Source organism: uncultured Winogradskyella sp., from assembly GCF_963975125.1.
Lineage (GTDB): Bacteria > Bacteroidota > Bacteroidia > Flavobacteriales > Flavobacteriaceae > Winogradskyella.
Map to the genome: position 1 here is coordinate 36917 of NZ_CAXBGB010000005.1, position 22237 is coordinate 59153.

General features: G+C 32.3%; 25 protein-coding genes and 1 tRNA gene. 18 read left to right on the plus strand and 8 right to left on the minus strand.

Annotated features, from left to right (window positions below; genetic code table 11):
- The first annotated feature begins 90 nt into the window (after positions 1-90).
- From AAC053_RS01580 to AAC053_RS01655, 16 genes are all read left to right on the plus strand, one after another.
- On the plus strand, positions 91-351 hold the full coding sequence (locus tag AAC053_RS01580) for a hypothetical protein (RefSeq protein ID WP_339751967.1): 261 nt from the start codon (positions 91-93) through the stop codon (positions 349-351).
- Positions 352-571: 220 nt separating this feature from the next.
- On the plus strand, positions 572-1531 hold the full coding sequence (locus tag AAC053_RS01585; RefSeq protein WP_339752017.1) for an L-threonylcarbamoyladenylate synthase: 960 nt from the start codon (positions 572-574) through the stop codon (positions 1529-1531).
- A gap of 114 nt (positions 1532-1645) precedes the next feature.
- Positions 1646-2212, plus strand: coding sequence for a Pycsar system effector family protein (locus tag AAC053_RS01590; protein WP_339751969.1), 567 nt, complete (start codon positions 1646-1648; stop codon positions 2210-2212).
- Between the two features lie 75 nt (positions 2213-2287).
- A complete protein-coding gene (locus AAC053_RS01595) occupies positions 2288-2545 on the plus strand; it encodes a hypothetical protein (RefSeq protein WP_339751971.1) in 258 nt (85 codons plus the stop codon).
- 44 nt (positions 2546-2589) lie between these two features.
- Positions 2590-3498, plus strand: a complete 909-nt coding sequence (locus tag AAC053_RS01600; protein ID WP_339751973.1) for a hypothetical protein — start codon at positions 2590-2592, stop codon at positions 3496-3498.
- A 178-nt stretch (positions 3499-3676) separates the two neighbouring features.
- Positions 3677-4132, plus strand: a complete 456-nt coding sequence (gene rplM, locus AAC053_RS01605) for a 50S ribosomal protein L13 (RefSeq protein WP_339751975.1) — start codon at positions 3677-3679, stop codon at positions 4130-4132.
- Entirely contained in the window at positions 4132-4518 is a 387-nt protein-coding gene (rpsI, locus tag AAC053_RS01610; protein ID WP_339751978.1) for a 30S ribosomal protein S9, read from the plus strand. Before rplM ends, rpsI begins: the two co-directional genes overlap by 1 nt.
- Positions 4519-4730: 212 nt before the next feature.
- Positions 4731-5591 carry a 30S ribosomal protein S2 gene (gene rpsB / locus AAC053_RS01615; RefSeq protein ID WP_339751980.1) on the plus strand — a complete coding sequence of 287 codons (861 nt, stop codon included), beginning with the start codon at positions 4731-4733 and terminating at the stop codon, positions 5589-5591.
- 82 nt (positions 5592-5673) lie between these two features.
- Positions 5674-6648 carry a translation elongation factor Ts gene (gene tsf, locus AAC053_RS01620; protein ID WP_339751983.1) on the plus strand — a complete coding sequence of 325 codons (975 nt, stop codon included), beginning with the start codon at positions 5674-5676 and terminating at the stop codon, positions 6646-6648.
- A gap of 214 nt (positions 6649-6862) precedes the next feature.
- The gene (gene pyrH, locus AAC053_RS01625; RefSeq protein WP_339751986.1) at positions 6863-7570 is read left to right on the plus strand and encodes a UMP kinase; all 708 of its coding nucleotides are present in this window, start codon (positions 6863-6865) and stop codon (positions 7568-7570) included.
- A gap of 44 nt (positions 7571-7614) precedes the next feature.
- Positions 7615-8169: a ribosome recycling factor gene (gene frr / locus AAC053_RS01630; protein WP_339751989.1), complete on the plus strand. Its 555-nt coding sequence runs from the start codon at positions 7615-7617 to the stop codon at positions 8167-8169.
- Between the two features lie 153 nt (positions 8170-8322).
- Positions 8323-9591, plus strand: coding sequence for a DUF5686 family protein (locus AAC053_RS01635; protein WP_339751991.1), 1269 nt, complete (start codon positions 8323-8325; stop codon positions 9589-9591).
- A 76-nt stretch (positions 9592-9667) separates the two neighbouring features.
- Entirely contained in the window at positions 9668-12088 is a 2421-nt protein-coding gene (locus AAC053_RS01640; RefSeq protein WP_339751992.1) for an efflux RND transporter permease subunit, read from the plus strand.
- Between the two features lie 20 nt (positions 12089-12108).
- Positions 12109-13542, plus strand: a complete 1434-nt coding sequence (gene asnS / locus AAC053_RS01645; protein ID WP_339751993.1) for an asparagine--tRNA ligase — start codon at positions 12109-12111, stop codon at positions 13540-13542.
- Between the two features lie 25 nt (positions 13543-13567).
- Complete coding sequence (gene rpoN, locus AAC053_RS01650; protein ID WP_339751994.1) at positions 13568-15034, plus strand: RNA polymerase factor sigma-54; 1467 nt, start codon at positions 13568-13570, stop codon at positions 15032-15034.
- A gap of 13 nt (positions 15035-15047) precedes the next feature.
- Positions 15048-15656 carry a hypothetical protein gene (locus AAC053_RS01655; protein WP_339751995.1) on the plus strand — a complete coding sequence of 203 codons (609 nt, stop codon included), beginning with the start codon at positions 15048-15050 and terminating at the stop codon, positions 15654-15656.
- Here AAC053_RS01655 and AAC053_RS01660 read toward each other — a convergent pair.
- The 8 genes from AAC053_RS01660 to AAC053_RS01695 form a co-directional block, all read right to left on the minus strand.
- On the minus strand, positions 15651-16346 hold the full coding sequence (locus AAC053_RS01660; protein WP_339751996.1) for a porin family protein: 696 nt from the start codon (positions 16344-16346) through the stop codon (positions 15651-15653). The two genes, AAC053_RS01655 and AAC053_RS01660, sit on opposite strands and share 6 nt — an antisense overlap.
- A 91-nt stretch (positions 16347-16437) precedes the next feature.
- Positions 16438-16902 carry a biopolymer transporter ExbD gene (locus AAC053_RS01665; RefSeq protein ID WP_339751997.1) on the minus strand — a complete coding sequence of 155 codons (465 nt, stop codon included), beginning with the start codon at positions 16900-16902 and terminating at the stop codon, positions 16438-16440.
- Positions 16903-16913: 11 nt separating this feature from the next.
- Positions 16914-17549, minus strand: coding sequence for a biopolymer transporter ExbD (locus tag AAC053_RS01670; protein ID WP_339751998.1), 636 nt, complete (start codon positions 17547-17549; stop codon positions 16914-16916).
- 6 nt (positions 17550-17555) lie between these two features.
- Positions 17556-18002 carry a hypothetical protein gene (locus AAC053_RS01675; RefSeq protein WP_339751999.1) on the minus strand — a complete coding sequence of 149 codons (447 nt, stop codon included), beginning with the start codon at positions 18000-18002 and terminating at the stop codon, positions 17556-17558.
- A 9-nt stretch (positions 18003-18011) separates the two neighbouring features.
- Complete coding sequence (locus tag AAC053_RS01680; RefSeq protein ID WP_339752000.1) at positions 18012-18773, minus strand: MotA/TolQ/ExbB proton channel family protein; 762 nt, start codon at positions 18771-18773, stop codon at positions 18012-18014.
- Positions 18774-18848: 75 nt separating this feature from the next.
- Positions 18849-18936: transfer RNA gene (locus AAC053_RS01685), tRNA-Ser, on the minus strand.
- 75 nt (positions 18937-19011) lie between these two features.
- On the minus strand, positions 19012-20037 hold the full coding sequence (locus AAC053_RS01690; protein ID WP_339752001.1) for an asparaginase: 1026 nt from the start codon (positions 20035-20037) through the stop codon (positions 19012-19014).
- A gap of 4 nt (positions 20038-20041) precedes the next feature.
- Positions 20042-20809, minus strand: coding sequence for a TatD family hydrolase (locus tag AAC053_RS01695; RefSeq protein ID WP_339752002.1), 768 nt, complete (start codon positions 20807-20809; stop codon positions 20042-20044).
- Positions 20810-20857: 48 nt separating this feature from the next.
- Between AAC053_RS01695 and AAC053_RS01700 the strand changes: the two genes are divergently transcribed.
- Together AAC053_RS01700 and AAC053_RS01705 are read left to right on the plus strand one after the other, a co-directional pair.
- The gene (locus AAC053_RS01700) at positions 20858-21310 is read left to right on the plus strand and encodes a retropepsin-like aspartic protease (RefSeq protein ID WP_339752003.1); all 453 of its coding nucleotides are present in this window, start codon (positions 20858-20860) and stop codon (positions 21308-21310) included.
- A 59-nt stretch (positions 21311-21369) separates the two neighbouring features.
- Complete coding sequence (locus AAC053_RS01705; RefSeq protein ID WP_339752006.1) at positions 21370-21996, plus strand: response regulator transcription factor; 627 nt, start codon at positions 21370-21372, stop codon at positions 21994-21996.
- Positions 21997-22237 lie beyond the last annotated feature (241 nt).

Below are 22237 nucleotides of genomic sequence, written 5' to 3' on the forward strand. Positions count from 1 at the left end.
AATAATGGTTACACCTTTTCTCTAAACTTATTTTATCATTAATTTACTTATATTTGATTTCATAAAGCTATCAATCTTAAAAGAATAACCATGCCAAAAAATATTATAATAAATGTTGAACTAGCATTATTTGGGAATCAAAGTAACACCGTTAATGTAACAGAAGAAGTACAAAATGCACTTAAGGGAGATGACATTACTATCTCTGCTAATAGATTAGGTATTGAAGATCCGGCTCCAGGAGAAACAAAACATTTTGCTGTAAAAGCCACTATTACAATTGATGAGAATGTGCCTTATCCATTTTATTATATTGGTAAAGACTACGAAACTATAGACTTTATCCCCTAGGCAGTAATTCAAGTTTTATTTTAAGAGGATTCTAAACTTTAATTTTAAGTATAGCCAAACTGCTATGTCTAAAAAGTTAATAATTCTATAGATATTTGACGGACAATTAATTGTAAACTCTATAGGTATAAGTTTATTATTTCTAGTTTATATTAGATATTGTTTTGTGACGCATTAAAACTTCCCTTTTTTGAAGTAGTTTTGCAATCTAATGGAGACGATGACTATTATTTCTAAAGACATATCAAAAGCGGTTAAACTTTTAACCGCAGAAGAATTAGTTGCTATACCAACAGAAACAGTTTATGGTTTAGCAGGAAATATCTATAGTACAAAAGCTATAAAGACTATTTTTGAAACCAAACAACGTCCATTTTTTAATCCTCTTATTGTTCATATTCCCTCAATAGATTATCTTTCTAATATTGTTGAATATATTCCTGAAAAGGCAAAACTACTGGCTGAAGCCTTTTGGCCTGGACCAATTACTTTGGTTTTAAAAAAGAAAAACATAATTCCAGATATAATAACAGCTGGCAAAGATACTGTTGCGGTTCGTGTGCCAAATCATCCAGTAACATTAGAACTACTTAAAAAATTACCTTTTCCATTAGCTGCTCCTAGCGCAAATCCATTTAGCAGTATTAGTCCCACCACAGCAAAGCATGTTGAAGATTATTTTAAAGACAAAATTAAAATGGTATTAGATGGTGGTCCTTGTAGAAGTGGTATCGAATCTACTATTGTTGGTTTTGAAGATGATAATCCTATTATCTATCGTCTCGGTTCTACACCAATTGAAGTCATAGAAACTGTTATTGGTGAAATTGAAATTAAAAATAGAAAAGAGGCAGCACCAGATGCGCCTGGTATGTTAGGGCGACATTATGCTCCAAAAACAACAACAGTTTTAACTAAAAATGTATCAGATGCCATTAAACAATATCCTAACAGATTAATTGGCCTTTTAGTCTTTAATTCTGAAGTTGAAACTAACGCTGTTTTCACTCAAATTATTTTATCTAAAAAAGGAGATATGGTAGAAGCCGCTTCAAAGTTATATGATGCTTTACATCAATTAGACCTTCAAAATTTGGATATCATTATTGCAGAAGAGTTTCCAGATTATGGCTTAGGTAAATCTATAAACGATAGATTAAAACGTGCAACTAAACGCTAATTTGCGTACAAAATCATAAAAAATTAGGAATCTCTTTTGGTTTGATTTATTTTTAGAACATAACCAACATGACCTTTATTTATATTAGAAAAATAAAAGTCGAATCCTTATTAAATGAAACCAAAGAAAGAGGCAAAAAAAGAAACCATTGGGTCAAAACATAAACCAATGAACGACCTTACTGCCCACTACTGGAATAGTATTAATTATTTTGTAGGGTTAATTAAATCTTCTGAGCTTAAAGCTGGGCTTATATTGTCATTTTACGGAATCATCCTAAATTTTATGTATCAAAACACGGAAGAGAGTGGGAAATATTTTAGTGATAACCTTTCTTTAAAAATTCTTCTCGGTTTATGGTTTGTCTGTTGCTTAATTTCAATTTATTATAGTATTCGAAGTTTTATCCCAAAAATTGAGAACAAGTACCCAACTAATATTTTCTTTTTTGGAGATATTATCTCCAAATACGGAAATATCGAAGAATTTGCTCAAACATTTCACAAAACAAGTCTTAACGAAGAGGAGAGTTACAAACAACTTGGAGAACAGATATTCATTAATGCAAAAATAGCAAATATGAAATTTAAATATGTGAGTCTCTCGTTCCGTTTTATGGCTATAGGATTGATATTATTACTAATGACTATATTAAATTATTTTTTAGTTGCTTCAATTTAATTCAAAAGACGATTTTTTTTTCTAATGAAATACCTCTTTTCAATACTTATATGGTTTGGCTGTTTATTCTACATAATGGCTCAACACACTAAATATATTGAAATATGGGAGGATAAGTTTCAGTCAGATTCTGCAATAGTTCGAGTAGAAAACTTAAAAACACTCGCTGAAGCTATTAATGACGATAATGCGCTTGGATTTAGCCAAGACATGAGAATAAGGTCTTATTATTATAATAGAGATTATGTTAATGCTTTAAAACATATTAACCAGTCCTTAAAGACTTTTAAAAAACAGGGTGACCTATTAAAAACATTTAAGTCCTGTCTTTAATTGGCTAAATAGAATACATTTCGTGGATCTAGTATAACTAAATATTGGAAGATTTAAAACAACATATAAAAGACTTATCTAAAGCAGATGTGCATAGCCATCTTCACCTCGCTGGATCACAAGAACGATTCAGAGAACGCTATGCTGATGCTAATATTAACTTTCCAAAAACGTTTAATGGTTTAAACGGAATGATCAATTTCATTTACGATCATCTCAATGCAGTAATGCTTACCAAAACAGATGTAGTTAACTTTATGGAAATAGGCATTGAAAGTGCTATTGATGATAACGTCAAACTTCTAGAGGCTAGTGTAGATATAAGTTTAGCAAGGTTTTTTAATAACTCTATCGATAACGTTATTGAAGCTGTTAAAGTCTTAATAGAAAAATATAAATCACAAATCGATTTTAGACCAGATATAGGAGTTAACAAAGATTTAGACATAGAAAAAGTGTATTCAGATGGAGTGAGATGCGTAGAAAGTGGTGTATTTAATGGTATAGACTTTTATGGCCAAGAAGCAGATAAAGACTTAAATCCTTTTATTAAATTTTATGATATTTCTAGAGGGTTTGGCTTAAAAACCAAAGTGCATATAGGTGAGTTTTCAGATTATCACAGTATAGACAACACCATTAAGTTATTGCAACCTCAAGAAATTCAACATGGTATTAGAGCTATAAACTCTCAAAAAACTATGGATTTAATTCTAGAAAATAATATAAGATTAAATTTATGCCCAACAAGTAATATAGCATTAGGAGCTATTACTGATTTAAAGAATCACCCAATTAGAACACTTTATGACTATGGCATAGACTTAACTATAAATACAGACGATTTAATTTTATTTAATGCAACAGTTACGGATGAGTTTTCGAATTTATTAGAGCAAAATATATTTTCATTTGAAGAGCTAGATAAAATCCGTAATAATGCCTTTAATTAATTCATTCAAAAATTTTTCGTAATAAAATCTACCATTATTAGGCCTACTGATTTTCAGATAAAAAAACCTCAAACAACGTTTGGTATTCCAATAGTTTATCGTAAATTTGCAAACTCTTTTTTTAGAGAGGAATGTTTAATCTTTTGCGCTGTGAAGCGTAATAATAAATCAAATTAGTGTGGATACATTAAGCTACAAAACAGTTTCAGCTAACAAAGCTACCGTTAATAAGGAGTGGGTTTTAGTTGATGCTGAAGGACAAACTTTAGGTCGCTTAGCTTCGAGAGTAGCAATACTTTTAAGAGGTAAGCACAAACCTAATTTTACGCCACACGTTGATTGCGGTGACAACGTAGTTGTTGTTAATGCCGAGAAAATCAACTTAACTGGTAACAAGTGGACAGATAAAAGTTATATCCGTCACACAGGTTATCCAGGTGGTCAAAGAAGTTTGACGGCTACTGAAATGTTTGAGAAAGACCCAACCAGATTAGTAGAGAAGTCAGTAAAAGGAATGTTACCTAAAAACAAATTAGGCGCAGCTCTTTTTAGAAATTTAACAGTTGTTTCAGGTACAGCACATTCTCACGAAGCGCAGAAACCTAAAACAATGACATTAAAAGAAATTAACTAATGGAAGTAATTCACAAAATCGGCCGTAGAAAGACGGCTGTTGCTCGTGTGTACGTTGCTAAAGGAAAAGGCAAAATCACGGTGAACAAAAAAGACATGGCGGATTATTTTACTACTGCAACACTGCAGTATAAAGTAAACCAACCTTTAGCCTTGACTAACAATGATGGCAACTTTGATATTACTGTTAACGTATATGGAGGTGGTATCACCGGCCAGGCAGAAGCAATACGTTTAGGTTTATCTCGCGTTATGTGCGAGCTAGATCCTGAAAACAGACTAGTATTAAAGCCAGAAGGTCTATTAACTAGAGATCCAAGAATGGTAGAGCGTAAGAAATTCGGACAGAAGAAAGCGCGTAAAAAATTCCAATTCTCGAAACGTTAATATCCAAACAACATTTAATTCAGAATCTGTTTTTACGGATTCTGAATTATCTTATTTTATTGAAATCGCTGAATATTTCAGCAAAATTAAAAACCAGTTATTGTTGTCTATGGCGGTAAAACGTCAAGATTTAGTTAAGCATCTAAATGGTTAAGGCTAGCGAAAGCGACCACTTAATCATTGCTAATCAACAGAACGTAAACTATTACAAAATGGAAAAAGTAGAAGTAAAAGAATTACTTGAAGCAGGTGTACACTTTGGTCACCTTACCCGTAAATGGAACCCAAACATGGCTCCTTACATTTATATGGAACGTAACGGTATCCATATTATAAACCTATACAAAACAGCAGCGAAAATTAAAGAAACCTCTGAAGCTTTAGCTAAAATAGCAGCTTCTGGAAAGAAAATCTTATTCGTGGCAACTAAAAAACAAGCTAAAGACATTGTTGCTGAGAAAGCAGGCGCTGTAAACCAACCTTATATTACAGAGCGTTGGCCAGGTGGTATGTTAACTAACTTCGTTACTATTAGAAAAGCAGTAAAGAAAATGGCTTCTATTGACAGAATGAAGAAAGATGGAACTTTTAACTCTTTATCTAAAAAAGAACGCTTACAAGTAAATCGTCAACGTGCAAAATTAGAAAAGAACTTAGGTTCAATTTCTGATATGACACGTTTACCAGGCGCATTATTTGTTGTAGATATTATGCGTGAGCATATTGCTATAAAAGAAGCACAAAAATTGAACATTCCAATCTTTGCAATGGTAGATACTAACTCTGATCCTCGCGAAGTAGACTATTTAATTCCTGCAAATGATGATGCTTCAAAATCTGTAGATAAAATATTATCTATTGTAACTTCTGCAGTAGCAGATGGCTTAAACGAAAGAAAAGCTGAACGTGCAGAAAAAGAAGGTAAAGCCCAAAAAACTGAAGCTAAAACTGAAGAGAAAGTTGAGGTGAAAACTGAAGCTAAACCAGAAGTAAAAGCTAAAGCTAAAAAGGAAGTAAAACCAGCTACTAAAAAAGCTGAAAAAGCTCCCGTAGCGTCTCAAGAAGAAGAATAAATAACATTTATACAATATTAAAAGTCATTTGGTTCTTTTCACTCTGAAAATTAATTAAATGACTTTTTAAATTTAAAAAACTATGGAGAATACTGTAAAAATCACAGCAGCAGAAGTAAACAAGCTAAGACAAGCAACTGGTGCTGGTATGATGGATTGTAAAAAAGCTTTAGTTGAAGCTGGTGGTGATTTTGATAAAGCCATCGCAGTTTTACGTAAAAAAGGACAAAAGGTTGCAGAAAAAAGAGCCGATAGAGATTCTTCTGAAGGTGCTGCAATCGCTAAAATTAATGCAGACAATACATCTGGTGTTGCTATCGTTTTAGGATGTGAAACAGATTTTGTTGGAAAAAACGAAAATTTCGTAGCCTTAGCTAACCAATTAGCAGATATTGCAATAAACAATAATACAAAAGAAGAATTTTTAGCTGCTGATTTTGAAGGAATGACTGTCGCTGAAAAGTTAATAGAACAAACTGGAGTTATTGGTGAAAAATTAGACATCACAGCTTTCGAAAAGTTAGACGCACCTTACATAGGTCAATATGTTCACATTAACAAAATTGCTGCTTTAGTAGGTTTATCTGCTAAGGTTGATAATGTTGAAACTTTAGTTAAAGATGTGGCTATGCAAGTAGCTTCAATGGGAGCATCTACTTTATCTTATAAAGATTTTGATCCAGCTTTCATTGCTTCAGAAACTGAAGCTCGTATTGCTGTTATCGAAAAAGATAATATTGAATTAGGTCGTTTAGGAAAAACCTTAAAGAATGTACCAAGCTACATCTCTATGGTGCAATTAACTCCAGAAGTATTAACTGAAGCTGAAGAAGCTGCTAAAGCAGAATTAAAAGCTGAAGGTAAACCAGAACAAATCTGGGATAGAATATTACCAGGTAAAATGGAACGTTTTATTTCTGATAATACGACTTTAGATCAAGAACAATGTTTGTTAGATCAGAAGTTTATCAAAGATGAAAAACAAACTGTAGCAAAATATGTTGCATCTTATGGTGATGTTGCTGTAACTGGTTTTAAAAGAGCAACCGTAGGATAATTAATCCGGTTTAAACACAACTATATATAAAAAGCCTTTCAATTATGAGAGGCTTTTTTTTAGCGTTTTTTTCACTTTTACACCTGCTAATAATTATGTAGCTTTGTTCAACTTTCAAAACTCAACATGAAATGAGCCTTATCACTTATTAATTTTAACTCATAAGTCATTTGGCAAATTACATTAGACATTAAAAAAAATAGATAACTATCTAATGAAATATAAAAGAATACTACTAAAATTATCTGGTGAAGCCCTAATGGGAAGTCGTCAATATGGTATAGATCCAGAGCGTTTATCAGAATATGCAATAGACATTAAAGAAATTACCAACTTAGGTGTCGAAGTAGCTATTGTTATTGGTGGCGGAAATATTTTTAGAGGTGTTGCAGGTGCAATGAATGGTATGGACCGTGTACAAGGGGACCACATGGGAATGTTAGCAACAGTTATTAATGGTTTAGCATTACAAAATGCACTAGAAGATGCTGATGTAAAAACACGCTTGCAAACTGCTATAAAAATTAATGAAGTAGCAGAACCTTTCATAAGACGAAAAGCAATGAGCCATCTTAGGAAAGGACGTGTTGTCATTTTTGGTGGTGGAACAGGTAATCCTTATTTCACAACAGATTCTGCAGCTGTATTACGCGCCATAGAAATAGAAGCAGATGTCATTTTAAAAGGAACTCGTGTAGATGGTATCTATACTGCAGATCCAGAAAAAGACAGCTCAGCAGTTAAATTTGATCATATTTCTTTTGAGGATGTTCTGCGCAAAGGTCTAAAAGTTATGGATACAACTGCATTTACGCTAAGCCAAGAGAATAAACTCCCAATTATTGTATTTGATATGAATAAAAGAGGAAACTTACTCAAAGTTGTTTCTGGTGAAAATATAGGAACTGAAGTGAATGTTTAACTTCGGGCTTAAATTTTGATAACTCTAATTAAAAAATTAAAACAATGAACGAAGACATTAAATTTATAATAGATACAGCAAAAGAGGCTATGAGTGCTGCAATTAAGCATCTCGAAAAACAATTAGTTAATATCCGAGCTGGTAAAGCCAGTCCTGCAATGTTGGGTAGTGTAATGGTAGATTATTATGGTTCTCAAACTCCGCTTAGTCAAGTCGCAAATGTAAATACACCAGATGGGAGAACCATAACGGTACAACCATGGGAAAAATCTATGCTTCAAGAAATTGAACGTGGAATTATGATTGCAAACATTGGCTTTAATCCTATGAACAATGGTGAAACGATTATTATTAATGTTCCTCCTTTAACAGAAGAGCGCAGACGAGACCTAGCAAAACAAGCTAAAAGTGAAACAGAAGATGCGAAAATTGGCATCAGAAATGCACGTAAAGAAGCGAATTCTGATATAAAAAATTCTGAAGTTTCAGAAGATTTGCAAAAAAATGCAGAAATTGATATACAGTCACTCACAGATTCTTACGTGAAACGTATAGATACTATTCTAGAAGTTAAAGAAAAAGAAATAATGACAGTTTAACTCTAAAAGTTAACAAATTTGTTATTCTGAATTTTGTTCAGACTCTAAATATGGTTAGAATTTAAGGATCTGAAACAAGATTTAGATTGATAATTTCATTTTTTTAATTCTTTTGTTTTTAATTACAATTCATAATCCTAAATGCGAAGTTGTTTGTTTGTTGTTTTTCTTATAATTGTTGCAACAAATAGCTTTGCACAGCAGCCTAATATAAAAGAAAAAGATTCTACCAAAATTGCTCAAGATTCTATTAATAAAGCCGAGTTCTTAAAAAATATAGGTAATGGTTATTTACCCTTTAATTACTTTAATTTAGACTTACGATATCTTGTAAAGTTCAATCAATTTGAAGGATTAAGAACTGGTTTGGGAGGTATTACAAATAATCGCTTTTCCGAACGTTTTCGTATAAATAGTTATTTAGTTTATGGCTTTAAAGATAAGCGTTACAAATATAGTGTTGGTGGAGGATTTAGAGTTAATGAATCGTCAAATACATGGATTAATTTATCGTACACAGATGACTTACAAGAAACAGGAAGTTCTAATTTTTTAACCGATAAACGCTTCTTTACTTTTTTTGAACCACGGTTATTAAATATAGATTTGTTTCATAGACATATTACCAAGTCTGTTGGTTTACAGCATAAAATTTCAAATCACCTGCTTTCCGAAACACAGTTGGCAACCAGCAAAATAAACCCAACGTATTTATACAATTTTATTTTAGGTGACAGATCTTATAATACATTCGATTTAAGCACAGCCAAACTGAGCCTGCAATGGAGTCCCTTTAGTAGATTCGATGTAGAGGATGGTAGCGTTACAGAAACTAAAGACGGTTACCCAAAATTTACACTTCAATTAACCAAAGGTTTTAAATCTGTCTTTGGCAGTGATTTTAATTTTTCTAAATTAGACTTTAGAACGGTACATCAATTAAATCACAAGAATGACGCTGTAACTAATTTTACCTTGGTTGCTGGTATAGCTGGTGGAGAAACACCTTTAACACATTTGTACCATGCCTATCCCAACAATATTACAAAAGAAACTATTCTTCAACGTTTTTCAGTTGCAGGCTTAAACAGTTTTGAGACCATGTATTTTAATGAGTTTTTTAGTGATAAATTTTCAACATTACAATTGAAACATTCTTTTAGACCTTTTAAAATTTCAGAACGATTTAAACCACAATTAGTTTTAATTTCGAGGTATGCTGTTGGTACTATGAGTAGTATTGAAAGGCACCAAGGCGTGCAATTTAATACCCTAGAAAAACTATATTCAGAATCTGGTTTCGAAATCAACAAACTTCTCTTTGGTTTTGGACTTAGCTTTGCCTATCGCTATGGTGGTTATCATCTTCCTAATTTAGAAGATAATATTGCTTTTAAGTTTACCTTTAATATTTCTATATAAGACCTTATTATATTCCTGTTAATTCACATACAAATCCTTAGGTTTTTTCTACCTTTGCCGCTCATTTTATTAATGTATGTTTAAACTTTTAACCACAGGGTTTTGGGAGGCTATTGCAAGAATCATTCTTCGTAATAAAATCTTTATATTGATTGCCATTATTTTGGCAACTGTGTTTTTTAGTATGCAGTGGAAACATATGCGTTTTACCTATACAGAAGCGAATATGTTACCCGATGAACACGAAGTTAACATCACTTATAACGACTTCTTAGAAGTTTTTGGTGAAGAGGGTAACCTTATTGTCTTGGGTGTAAAAGATTCAACCTTATTTTCTGTTAAGCAACTTAATGCTTGGAATACTCTTTCAGAATCATTTAAATCTTACAACGAAGTTGAAACGGTATTATCGATAAAAGATCTTCAGAAATTAGTAAAGAACACTAAAAAAGAGCAATTTGATTTAGAGCCCTTTATAAAAGACTCCGTTACAAGCATTGAAGAGGTAAATAAGCTTCAGGATGAATTATTTAATCAATACCCATTTTACGATAATTTCTTGTTTAATGCAGATACTAAGACCATTAGAACTGCTATATATCTAAAGAAAAGTATTGTTAATACGTCTGCTCGTAAAGATTTTATACTAAACAACCTTCAGGTAAAAATAGAGGAGTTCGAAGCACAAACAGGTTTAGATGTACGTGTTTCTGGAATGCCATACATACGTACCTTGAATGCCCAGAATATTGTAGATGAAATACCTATTTTTATTGGTGCTGCACTTTTTGTTACCTCATTTATTTTCTTCTTATTCTTTAGATCCTTTAGGGCAACTTTTATTTCCTTAATTGTTGTTTGTGTTGGTGTTATGTGGACCTTTGGGATTATTGGTATTCTAGGTTATGAAATTACAGTACTTACTGCATTAATTCCTCCTTTGATTATTGTTATTGGAATTCCTAACTGCATTTTTCTAATTAATAAATACCAACATGAAGTAAAGTCTCATGGTAATAAAGTAAAATCCTTACAACGTGTTATTACCAAAGTTGGTAATGCCACCTTAATGACTAATGTAACCACAGCTTCTGGTTTTGCTACCTTTATTCTTACTGAGAGCAAATTACTTAAAGAATTTGGTATTGTAGCTTCGCTAAGTATTTTAGCTATATTTATCTTATGTTTACTAGTCATTCCGATTATGTACACTTTTTTACCTTACCCTAAACAACGTCACTTAGAACATCTAAACAAGCGTTGGATTGGAGGCTTTGTCGATTGGATCGAACGTATGGTAAAGCACAAAAAAATTACCATTTACGTTACTGCACTTATATTAATTATTGGAAGTATGTTAGGTATGAACCAGATTAAGATTTCTGGAAGCCTTATTGAAGACATGCCACAAGACAAAGAGTTTTTTAAAGACATTCGCTTTTTTGAAGAAGAATTTAACGGTATTATGCCTTTAGAAATAATGGTAGATACAAAGCGAAAAAAGGGAGTTATGAAATTAGCTACCTTAAAACGTATTAATGAGCTTGAAGAGCTTATTAAAGAAATACCTGAATTATCGCGACCAATCTCAGTTGTGAGTTTGGTAAAATATAGCAAGCAAGCCTATTACAACGGTAATCCCAAGTACTATCAATTACCAACGAGCCAAGAAAATAGTTTTATTCTGTCCTATGCTAAAAACTCAACCTCTGATGTTGACTTACTTAAAAACTTTGTAGATAGTACAGGTCAGTATGCACGTATCACCACTTTTATGAAAGATATTGGTACAGACAAAATGGAACGTATTGAAGAAAATCTTCAGAATAAAATAAATAAAGTATTTCCAAAGGAGCGTTACGACGTTATTATGACAGGAAAGGCTTTAGTCTTTCAGAAGGGAACCAAATATTTGGTTAGAAATTTAATCATTTCATTAACCTTGGCCATTTTCCTTATTTCGTTATTTATGGCTTATTTATTTCGTTCGTTTAGAATGATTATTGTGTCTTTAATTCCTAATTTATTACCATTATTAGTTACGGCTGGTTTAATGGGTTATTTAGGCGTCCCTATAAAGCCTTCTACCATATTAGTATTTAGTATTGCTTTTGGTATTTCTGTAGATGATACCATTCACTTTTTAGCAAAATACAGACAAGAATTACAAGCCAACCACTGGAAAATTAGAAAATCCGTGTATGCTGCACTTAGAGAAACAGGTGTAAGCATGTTTTATACTTCAATTGTATTGTTTTTTGGGTTTTCAGTCTTTACAATTTCAAGTTTTGGTGGCACTGTAGCCTTAGGTGCATTGGTATCTATAACCTTACTTTTCGCTATGCTTTCTAACTTACTGCTATTACCTTCTTTGCTATTGTCATTAGAACGTAATATTGCAAATAAAGAGGTATTGCGAAAACCAGCAATAAATATTATTCCGTCAGAAGATGATACTGAAGACGATATAGAACATCAAGAAGAAAATTTATCTTAGCATTTCAAAATAATCAAAAAATGACAACAAAAACCGTAGCAGAATTACTGTCGCAAGATGTAACCTCGCAAGATGTTACTGTAAAAGGATGGGTAAGAACCTTTAGAGCAAATCGCTTTATTGCATTGAATGATGGCTCAACCATAAATAACATTCAGTGTATTGTAGATTTTGAAAATTTTGACGAAGCACTTTTAAAGCGCGTTACTACAGGAGCTGCAATTCATATTACAGGAGAGTTAGTAGAAAGCCAAGGTAAAGGGCAATCTGTAGAAATTGTTGTAAAAACCTTAAAAGTGCTAGGCGATTCTGACCCAGAAACGTACCCAATTCAGCCAAAAAAACATTCATTTGAATTTCTTAGGGAAAATGCTCACCTACGAACCAGAACCAATACATTTAGCGCTGTAATGCGTTTACGTTCATCATTATCATTTGCAGTTCATAAATATTTTAACGAGAATGGATTCTATTATATGCACACTCCAATAGTTACTGGTAGTGATGCTGAAGGTGCTGGCGAAATGTTTAGAGTTACCAATTTAGATTCAAAAAATCCGCCTTTAACTGAAAATGGTAAAGTAAATTATAAAGAAGATTTTTTCGGAAAGGAAACCAACTTAACCGTATCTGGTCAACTTGAAGCTGAAACATACGCAATGTCGTTAGGGAAAGTTTATACCTTTGGGCCAACATTTAGAGCAGAAAACTCAAACACATCTCGTCACTTATCTGAGTTTTGGATGATAGAGCCAGAAGTTGCATTTATGGATTTGGCCGGAAACATGGATTTGGCTGAAGACTTTATGAAATCCGTTCTTAGTTATATTCTTGATACCAACAAAGACGATTTAGAGTTTTTAGAAAAACGTCTATTAGACGAAGAAAAAACAAAACCACAGACTGAGCGTAGCGACATGAGCCTTATTGAAAAAATTAAGTTTGTTGTAGATAACAATTTTAAACGTGTTAGTTATACGGAAGCTATTGATATCTTAAGAAACTGTAAACCAAACAAAAAGAAGAAATTTAAATATATCATTGAAGAATGGGGAGCAGATTTACAATCGGAGCACGAACGTTTCTTAGTAGAAAAGCACTTTAAATGCCCTGTAATATTATTTGATTATCCAGCAAACATAAAAGCGTTTTATATGCGTTTAAATGAAGACGGAAAAACGGTTAGAGCAATGGATATTCTTTTTCCGGGTATTGGTGAAATGGTTGGAGGTTCTCAACGTGAAGAACGTTTGGAAGTCTTGAAAGAGAAAATGAAAGCATTAGATATCGATGAAAAAGAATTATGGTGGTATTTAGATTTACGCAAATATGGTACTGCTGTACATTCTGGTTTTGGACTAGGTTTTGAACGTTTGGTGATGTTCGCCACAGGAATGGGTAATATTAGAGATGTAATTCCTTACCCAAGAACACCTCAAAATGCAGAGTTTTAATTACTTTTATATCTAAGCGAATTTTATGTCATTAAAGCAGTATTTATCATTTAAACTATCCCAAAAGCTGTCACCTCAGCAGATTCAACTTATGAAGTTGATTCAGTTGCCTACCCAAGCTTTTGAGCAGCGTTTAAAACAGGAATTAGAAGAAAATCCTGCACTTGATACTGGAAAAGAATCTGAAGTTTCAGAAGACAACATAGATGAATTTGATAATTCTGAAGATGACTACAATGACAATGAAAGTATAGATGCCGACGATATTAATATAGATGAATATTTAAGTGACGACGAAATCCCAGAATATCGCACACAAGCCAATAATTACAGTGCTGATGATGAGGATAAAAGTGTGCCTTATGCTGCTGGCACATCATTCACACAACATTTAATAAATCAGCTCAATACCTTCAGACTCTCTGAGGAAGAAAAAGAAATTGCCTATTTTTTAGTTGGTAGCGTTGATGAAAGTGGTTATATACGTCGCTCATTATCAGATATTACAGACGATTTGGCATTTACACAGAATGTGTTTACAACTGAAGAGGAAATTGAAAAAGTTCTTCAAGTCGTACATCAATTAGATCCTGCTGGTGTTGGTGCACGCAATCTTCAAGAGTGTTTAAGCATTCAACTACACAGAAAACAACAGCAGCCAAATGTAGAACTAGCCACAGCAATTATTGATAAAGGTTTTGAGCAGTTTACTAAAAAGCATTATAAAAAGTTAATGAATAAATTTAGCATTAGTGAAGTACAACTTAAGGATGCTATTGAAGAAATAGAACGCCTCAATCCTAAACCAGGCGGTTCTTATGCTGGCAATAATAAAATAGTGGAGCATATTGTCCCAGACTTTGCTATAAAAATAGTCGATGGTGAGTTAGAGTTAACTCTAAATGGCAGAAATGCTCCAGAGCTGCATGTGTCGCATGAATACAATAATATGCTTAAAGGCTACAAAGAGACCAAAGAAAAGTCTAAAGCTCAAAAGGATGCCGTAATGTTTATTAAGCAAAAACTCGATGCTGCAAAATGGTTTATTGATGCTGTAAGACAGCGTCAACAGACTTTGTTTGTAACTATGAGTTCCATTATGCATTATCAGAAAGCATTCTTTTTATCTGGTGACGAACGTAAGCTGCGTCCCATGATTTTAAAGGATATTGCCGACGAAATAGAAATGGATGTTTCTACAATTTCTCGTGTAGCCAATAGTAAATATGTTGACACACCTTATGGCACAAAATTGATAAAAGAATTCTTTTCAGAATCAATGACAAATGACCAAGGAGAAGAAGTCTCCACACGAGAAATTAAAAAAATTCTTGAAACAGTAATAGAAGAAGAGAGCAAAAAGAAACCTTTGACTGACGAAGCACTTTCTAAAATATTAAAAGAAAAAGGTTATCCTATAGCAAGACGTACGGTTGCGAAATATAGAGAACAACTCGGTATACCTGTGGCTCGACTTAGAAAGAAAATTTAAAATTGTTACTTTGATGAAAAATTTCATTTTAAAAAGTATTTCATTTGTTTTTCATCCGTTAATTATGCCACTTTTAGGTGTGCTTTTTTATTTTTCAAAAACTCCACGCTTTATACCAGAGCCTGTAATGAAGGCTAAGATTTTTTCTGTTGTTATTCTCACCATAATACTACCTATACTTTTATTCTTCTTACTTAAAACAATTAACAAAGTGGATTCTATATACTTAAAGAGTACAAGAGAACGCTTAATACCTCTATTTATAAATTGTGTTATAATTACATTGATTCTTATTCGTGTTTTAACGTCTAATGAAATTGTAGAATTATACTTTTTCTTTTTGGGTATTCTATGTGCTACTCTAGCCTGTTTAATATTAGCTATATTTAAAATAAAAGCAAGTATTCACATGATTGCTGCATCTGGCTTTTTTATGTTTGCCATTGCACTTGGTATTCACTATCAAATTAATATTAATGGGACTATTGCGCTTATGATGCTTATTCTTGGTGCTATTGCAACATCTAGATTGCATTTAAAAGCGCATACAAACCAAGAATTAATTATAGGTCTTTTTACAGGACTATTTCCGCAATTAATATTATTAAACTACTGGTTATAGAATATAAAACATGAGTCCAATTTTAATGGATTTCATACCTATTACTTCTTCATTTAATTTGGCATTACTATCAAAAATAGAATTCAGTCCATAATACACATGAAAATTCCAAGTACCATAACCTGCACTCAAAGTTAAACCATATTGTAACTTATTAAAATTCTGTATACTAGACAAGTTTTGGTCACCTCCATCACTTTTAAATTTTGTAGAATTATACAATAAATAACCTACTTTAAAGCCTGAATAAATACGCCAAAAATTATAATCTGTAGCAGTAGAAGTACGCCATCTAATTTCTAGCGGCACTTCTACTAAATAAGTTGTAAACTTATTTTTAGAAACATTTACTTCATTCTCAACTATAATAGTGTATTCTAATTCATTATTTACTTCTAAAATAGAAAGATTTTGATTATATGAATTTGTAGATAAACCTATGCCTAACCCAATTGCAAAATTTCGCCTCTTATTAATTGGCATATCCCTTATAAAGCCAAAATGAAAACCCGATGAAAAACCATTCTGAGACACATTATTAGGCTTACTATTAAGTAAGTTGTAGGTTACCGAAGCATAGAATTGGTCTTCTCTATAATCTTTATAAAGCTTATCCCTGTCTGCATTATCGTTTTGAGAAAAACCAAAACAACTCGCAAATACTATTAAAAGAAAAAAGTAACGCTTCATGTTGATAAATCTACAAAATCTTTAGATGTCTTGAAATAAAAAACGTCCTGATTCCTCAGGACGTTTCACTTATAAAATTAAGCCTTTAATCTTATTGTTCAGTTTTTGTATTTGCTATATACATTACTTTTAATGTATTAGCTTTACGTAACTCTTGCTTAATATCAGATACTAAACCAGCATGTGTTTCTTTATCTACTTTTAAACCAACAACAAATTTAGGCTGCAATTCTTCAACTAATAATTGTTGAGCCGCTCTTACGGTAGCCTCTACAGACTCTACTTCAATAAAAGCATCATTAAACTGTATTCGTGGTTCACTACCAAATTTTTTGAATTGACTACTTGGTTTACCTGCATAAATAAAGGCTGTTCTATCTTTTTTTAGTTTCTCAACCTGATCTGCACTGGGTAATCTGTTTTCAATCATCAAAGAACTGTCACGCATTACTGTTGCTACCATAAAAAAGAAAAGCAACATAAATACAATATCTGGTAATGATGCCGTCGAAATTGCTGGCATATCACCTTTTGTTTTATTTTTAAACTTAGACATAATTGTTACTTTTAATTTTTATCAGGTTCTGCTTCAGATAATTTCATAGGATACAGTTTCTTAATGGTATTAATACGTTCATTAAGTACTTCATCCTTATTAAATTGATTCTTTTCCTTCTGTTCTAACATCGCCTTAAATACTTTTTCAGCATCTGGATAGTACTTTTTGTATAAACGTGCTGCTTCTCTTTCTCTTAAAAAATTATAAGCTGCAACAAGTTCGTTCTGTACATCCATATACTTCTCATAAGTGGTCTCTCTATCGTGCTTCATTGAGATAATTGCTTTATCAGGATGGTCGGACGAACTTGACGAACGCGCTCCTTTACAATAATCACAATTCTTTCCTTCTGCATTAGTGCTTCCACCATTGTCTAAAAAATCAATTGCTGCTTGTCTTAAACCTTTTAATTCCATTTGCTGATCTTCCACAAGCAATTGGTTATTACGATTTATAAGTACAGTAAATAAATTTTTCTGCTTTATAATTGGCGGTACTACTTCTGAGTCATCAATAGGAGGCAAACTTCTTAACAAACCTTTGTCCTTTTCTATAGTTGTAGTTACTAAGAAAAAGATAAGTAGTAAGAAGGCAATGTCAGCCATTGACCCTGCGTTAACTTCTGGTGCCGATCTTTTTGCCATACTATTTTATTTACTAATTATTTTTTTAACTCCTGACATTATCATGGCTGCTGCAGCTACTGCTAACAGCAAATAGAAGGCTACTAAACCCGCTCCTACCATTGTTGATTGGCCATCTGTAGCGACACCATCTTGCAATTTATATTGCATTGTGTCTCCACCTGAGACTAAATAAGCTATAATTAATACTACCAAGAAAGCACTAATACCTATTAGTGTATTCTTCAGACCTCCTGTATTTGTGAATAGATTCTTTAACACAAAGAATATCACAAAAGCTAATACTAACCCAAGCATAATATATGCTGCCCAAGCCATTGGCTCGACAATAGCAGTATCACCTGCTAGAGCAGCTGCATCTATAGCATCGTCTCCTTTAGAAATTATTCTAACTAAAGAAATAATACCTACAAGACTAATAACAGCGGCTACTATTTTTAATAATTTATGCATAATTAATTTTTATTTTTTGTGTCTTACTAATAAATCCATCAATGTAATTGATGCATCTTCCATATCATTTACAATACTATCTATTTTGGCAATGATATAATTATAAAAAATCTGAAGTATAATAGCCACAATAAGACCAAATACTGTTGTTAAAAGTGCTACTTTAATACCACCTGCAACTAAAGAAGGTTGCATATCACCAGCGGCTTCAATTTTATCAAAGGCCTGTATCATACCAATTACCGTACCCATAAAACCTAGCATTGGTGCCAAAGCGATAAATAAAGAAATCCAAGACACATTCTTTTCTAACTGTCCCATTTGAACTCCTCCATAAGCGACAACAGCTTTTTCAGCAGCATCTATATCTTCATCTGCTCTATCTAAACCTTGATAGAATATAGAAGCAACTGGTCCTTTAGTATTTCTACATACTTCTTTAGCAGCTTCGATACCTCCAGAAGCCAATGCGTCTTCTACATCTTGAGTTAATTTTTTAGAGTTTGTTGTAGATAGGTTTAAAAAGATAATTCTCTCTATAGCAATCGCTAATCCAAGAATTAAACATAGTAGTACTATACCCATAAAGCCTGGACCACCTTCAATAAAACGCTTTTTTAATTCTTGATGAAAACTCAAATCTTCAGAAGCTGGTTCTTCTTGAGTTACACTTGTTACAGTTGCTGTTGCGAATGCTGTTGTTGCATTTGCATTAACAGTTCCGATTGCCATTAAACATGTTATGGCAAGGATAGAAAATAATCTTTTCATTGTTCTTAATCTTAATTTTATTAGTTAAAGTGTTAAAGATAAAAAAAAAATGTAACTCTAGCGTAAAAATATCAGCAGAGAGGAAGGGATTCGAACCCTCGATACCCTTTTGGAGTATACACACTTTCCAGGCGTGCGCCTTCGACCACTCGGCCACCTCTCTGTAAACTTTATTTAAAAATTACAGTATGCCAAATAACAAAAAAAACTTTAAACACTGAAATTTATACTGTTATTTTTATGACATTTCACCTCGTAAAGGCGTTTCGTAAATATATTGAAATTTTTCAGCGGTTATATTTTCGCCTAAAAGATACATCAGTTTAGTAATGGCAGCTTCTGTTGTTATGTCTTTTCCAGAAATGACACCCATAGATTTTAACTCCGAACTGGTTTCGTATTGCCCCATAGAAACACTTCCTCCTGCACATTGTGTAACATTAATTATATATAAGCCTTTAGAAATGGCTTCTTTTAACACATCTATAAACCAAGGTTCGGTTGTTGCGTTGCCAGAACCATAGGTTTCAATAATTAATCCTTTAATTAACTGACTCCTAAGAACAGCTTCTATAATAGGTCTAGAAATACCTGGAAATAATTTTAAAATACCTACATTAGTATCCATTGCTGTACGTACCACTAAATTTTCATTAGACTTTGAACGCCATAAATACTCGTTATTTACATTTAAATGCACACCAGATTTAGCTAAATGCGGATAATTTAACGACTCGAAGGCTTCAAAATGTTCTGCATTAATTTTTGTTGTGCGATTACCTCGGTAGAGTTTATATTCAAAATACAAGCCAACTTCCCTGACTACTGGCAAACCGTTCTCTTGTAACGATGCCATTTGTATAGATGTTATTAAATTTTCTTTCGCATCTGTACGTAAATCACCTATTGGTAATTGCGACCCAGTAAATATGACTGGTTTAACTAAGTTTTCTAACATAAAACTAAGTGCTGATGCAGAATAACTCATAGTATCGCTTCCATGAAGCACAACAAAACCATCAAAATTATCATAATTTGATTGAATAATTAAGGCGATATCTGCCCAATATTTTGGATTCATATTAGACGAATCAATGGGCTCGTCAAAAGAAACGGTTTCAATATTGCAATCTAATAAGCGCAGCTCGGGTATGCGAATTAAAATACTATCAAAATCAAATGCTCTTAAGACTCCTGTATCTGCATCTTTTATCATTCCGATAGTTCCGCCAGTATAAATTAATAGGATGTTAGGTTTTTGCATGGTTTTAAATTCCGAATACGTCTTTTGAATTTTCTGTTGTAATACTTGCTACTTTTTCTTCACTTATTCCGTAAAGTTCGGATATTTTTTTCAATACATTATTAATGTATAAACTTTCATTGCGTTTTCCTCTGTATGGTTTTGGCGCTAAATAAGGTGAGTCCGTTTCTAAAACAATATGTTTTAAATCTATTTGATTTATAAATTGATCTATTTTACCATTCTTAAATGTAACCACACCGCCAATTCCTAATTTCATATTATAAGATATGGCTTTTTGGGCTTGTTCTAGGTTACCAGTAAAACAATGGAAAATTCCATAGAGATCATCTGACTTTTCTTGTTCTAAAACTTCAAAAATTTCATCAAAGGCTTCTCTACAATGAATTACAATAGGAAGATTGTATTGCTTGGCTAAATTTATTTGATGTCTGAAGGCTTTAATTTGAATATCTAAAGTTGTTTTATCCCAATACAAGTCAATCCCAATTTCTCCTACTGCATAAAATTTTCTTTCAGCTAATTGGTCTTCAACATGCCTCAATTCGTCTTTATAATTTTCTTTAACATGTGTTGGGTGCAATCCCATCATTAAAAATACATTATTAGGAAAATCCTTCTCTAACAGATACATAGACTCAGTATAAGTTGAATCTATCGCAGGAATAAAAAACCGTTTTACATTAGCATCAATTGCTCGGTTAATCATTTCTGTTCTATCCTCATCAAAGGATTCGCTATATAAATGTGTATGTGTATCTGTAATAATCATGATGCAAAAGTAATAGTTTAGAATGTTATATTTACACAAATTAAAAGAATGGAAACGTTAAAGGACTTCCTTATTAATAGAGGTTATTCTAAGATTAAACTTAAGTTTACAAAAACCAATCATTTTGAAATTAAAGCTTCTATCAATGGAGTAAAAGGACGTTTTATTTTAGACACAGGCGCATCAAGCAGTTGCGTAGGTTTTGAAGCCATTGAGCGCTTTAATTTAAAAGTAAAAGATTCTGAAATTAAAGCTGTTGGCGCTGGTGCCTCTAATATGATGACTAAGATTTCTAACTCTAACACTTTAGAAATTGGTAAATGGAAAAAAAACAGTGTTGCTTTAATTTTATTCAATCTTTCTCATGTTAATACTGGTCTTATAAACCATAATGCAGAACCTGTTGACGGCATTATTGGTGCAGATGTTTTAAAGAAAGGTAAAGCAATTATAGACTACCAGAAAAAATACTTGTATTTAAAATTAAAAGAAATTTTATAAGCTAAGGATTCTTAGTATATTCACGATAACAATAATTGTTTAGTTGCATTAATAGCAAAATGAATCCAACCATAATAATTGCAGACGACCATCCTTTGGTTCTAAAAGGTCTTTATGATTTTTTAATTGAACAAAAATTTAACGTTTTAGCAAGTGCTAAAAATGGCAAAGAAGCATTAGCACTAATAAAAGCTCATACACCAGACATTGCTATTTTAGATATTAAAATGCCTTTTTTAACTGGGTTAGAAATTGCTGAGAAATGTAAAAATGACAACCTGCCAACTAAGATTGTGCTTATCACTTTTGAAAAAGATGAAAAAACATATTATGATGCCAAAGCTTTAGGTATTTATGGTTACGTTTTAAAAGAGTTTGCACTCGAGGAGATTGAAAACTGTATTGCATCTGTAATAAAAAACAAGTCTTACTTTAGTCCAGAACTAATAGCTTATCTAGAAGTAGATACTCCTCCAGAAGTTTTAAATTCATTTACAGAATCTGAAATAAAAATCCTTAAACTCATTGCCAAAAATAAAACAGCAAAAGAGATTGGAGAAGAATTATCTTGTTCAAAAAGAACTGTCGAAAAACACAAAAGTAACATTATCAGAAAACTAGGCATCGAAAAGACTCCAAATAGCCTATTAATTTGGGTTAAAGAAAATCAGCACTATTTATTGTAAATATACGTAAGGTTACGTATAGTGTGGTATTATTTTATTTATGACCTTTACCACATGTTACAATCTAGGGGCTTGTAACATAAAATTAGTTTAATTGATTCTATGAAAATAGAATTAATTAATTCTTAGGGTGTTATTAAAGCCTTGGATAAATATCCAAGGCTTTTTTCTGTCAAAAAAAAAATTAAAATATACGTATAGTTACGTATAGTATTGCTTTAAAATTATTTGCAATTTTACA

Coding starts and splice junctions, on each gene's coding strand:
- AAC053_RS01580 (WP_339751967.1), top strand. CDS start 91: ATGCCAAAAAATATTATAATAAATGTTGAACTAGCATTATTTGGGAAT.
- AAC053_RS01585 (WP_339752017.1), top strand. CDS start 572: ATGACTATTATTTCTAAAGACATATCAAAAGCGGTTAAACTTTTAACC.
- AAC053_RS01590 (WP_339751969.1), top strand. CDS start 1,646: ATGAAACCAAAGAAAGAGGCAAAAAAAGAAACCATTGGGTCAAAACAT.
- AAC053_RS01595 (WP_339751971.1), top strand. CDS start 2,288: ATGGCTCAACACACTAAATATATTGAAATATGGGAGGATAAGTTTCAG.
- rpsI (WP_339751978.1), top strand. CDS start 4,132: ATGGAAGTAATTCACAAAATCGGCCGTAGAAAGACGGCTGTTGCTCGT.
- rpsB (WP_339751980.1), top strand. CDS start 4,731: ATGGAAAAAGTAGAAGTAAAAGAATTACTTGAAGCAGGTGTACACTTT.
- tsf (WP_339751983.1), top strand. CDS start 5,674: ATGGAGAATACTGTAAAAATCACAGCAGCAGAAGTAAACAAGCTAAGA.
- pyrH (WP_339751986.1), top strand. CDS start 6,863: ATGAAATATAAAAGAATACTACTAAAATTATCTGGTGAAGCCCTAATG.
- frr (WP_339751989.1), top strand. CDS start 7,615: ATGAACGAAGACATTAAATTTATAATAGATACAGCAAAAGAGGCTATG.
- AAC053_RS01640 (WP_339751992.1), top strand. CDS start 9,668: ATGTTTAAACTTTTAACCACAGGGTTTTGGGAGGCTATTGCAAGAATC.
- asnS (WP_339751993.1), top strand. CDS start 12,109: ATGACAACAAAAACCGTAGCAGAATTACTGTCGCAAGATGTAACCTCG.
- rpoN (WP_339751994.1), top strand. CDS start 13,568: ATGTCATTAAAGCAGTATTTATCATTTAAACTATCCCAAAAGCTGTCA.
- AAC053_RS01655 (WP_339751995.1), top strand. CDS start 15,048: ATGAAAAATTTCATTTTAAAAAGTATTTCATTTGTTTTTCATCCGTTA.
- AAC053_RS01660 (WP_339751996.1), bottom strand. CDS start 16,346: ATGAAGCGTTACTTTTTTCTTTTAATAGTATTTGCGAGTTGTTTTGGT.
- AAC053_RS01665 (WP_339751997.1), bottom strand. CDS start 16,902: ATGTCTAAGTTTAAAAATAAAACAAAAGGTGATATGCCAGCAATTTCG.
- AAC053_RS01670 (WP_339751998.1), bottom strand. CDS start 17,549: ATGGCAAAAAGATCGGCACCAGAAGTTAACGCAGGGTCAATGGCTGAC.
- AAC053_RS01675 (WP_339751999.1), bottom strand. CDS start 18,002: ATGCATAAATTATTAAAAATAGTAGCCGCTGTTATTAGTCTTGTAGGT.
- AAC053_RS01680 (WP_339752000.1), bottom strand. CDS start 18,773: ATGAAAAGATTATTTTCTATCCTTGCCATAACATGTTTAATGGCAATC.
- AAC053_RS01690 (WP_339752001.1), bottom strand. CDS start 20,037: ATGCAAAAACCTAACATCCTATTAATTTATACTGGCGGAACTATCGGA.
- AAC053_RS01695 (WP_339752002.1), bottom strand. CDS start 20,809: ATGATTATTACAGATACACATACACATTTATATAGCGAATCCTTTGAT.
- AAC053_RS01700 (WP_339752003.1), top strand. CDS start 20,858: ATGGAAACGTTAAAGGACTTCCTTATTAATAGAGGTTATTCTAAGATT.
- AAC053_RS01705 (WP_339752006.1), top strand. CDS start 21,370: ATGAATCCAACCATAATAATTGCAGACGACCATCCTTTGGTTCTAAAA.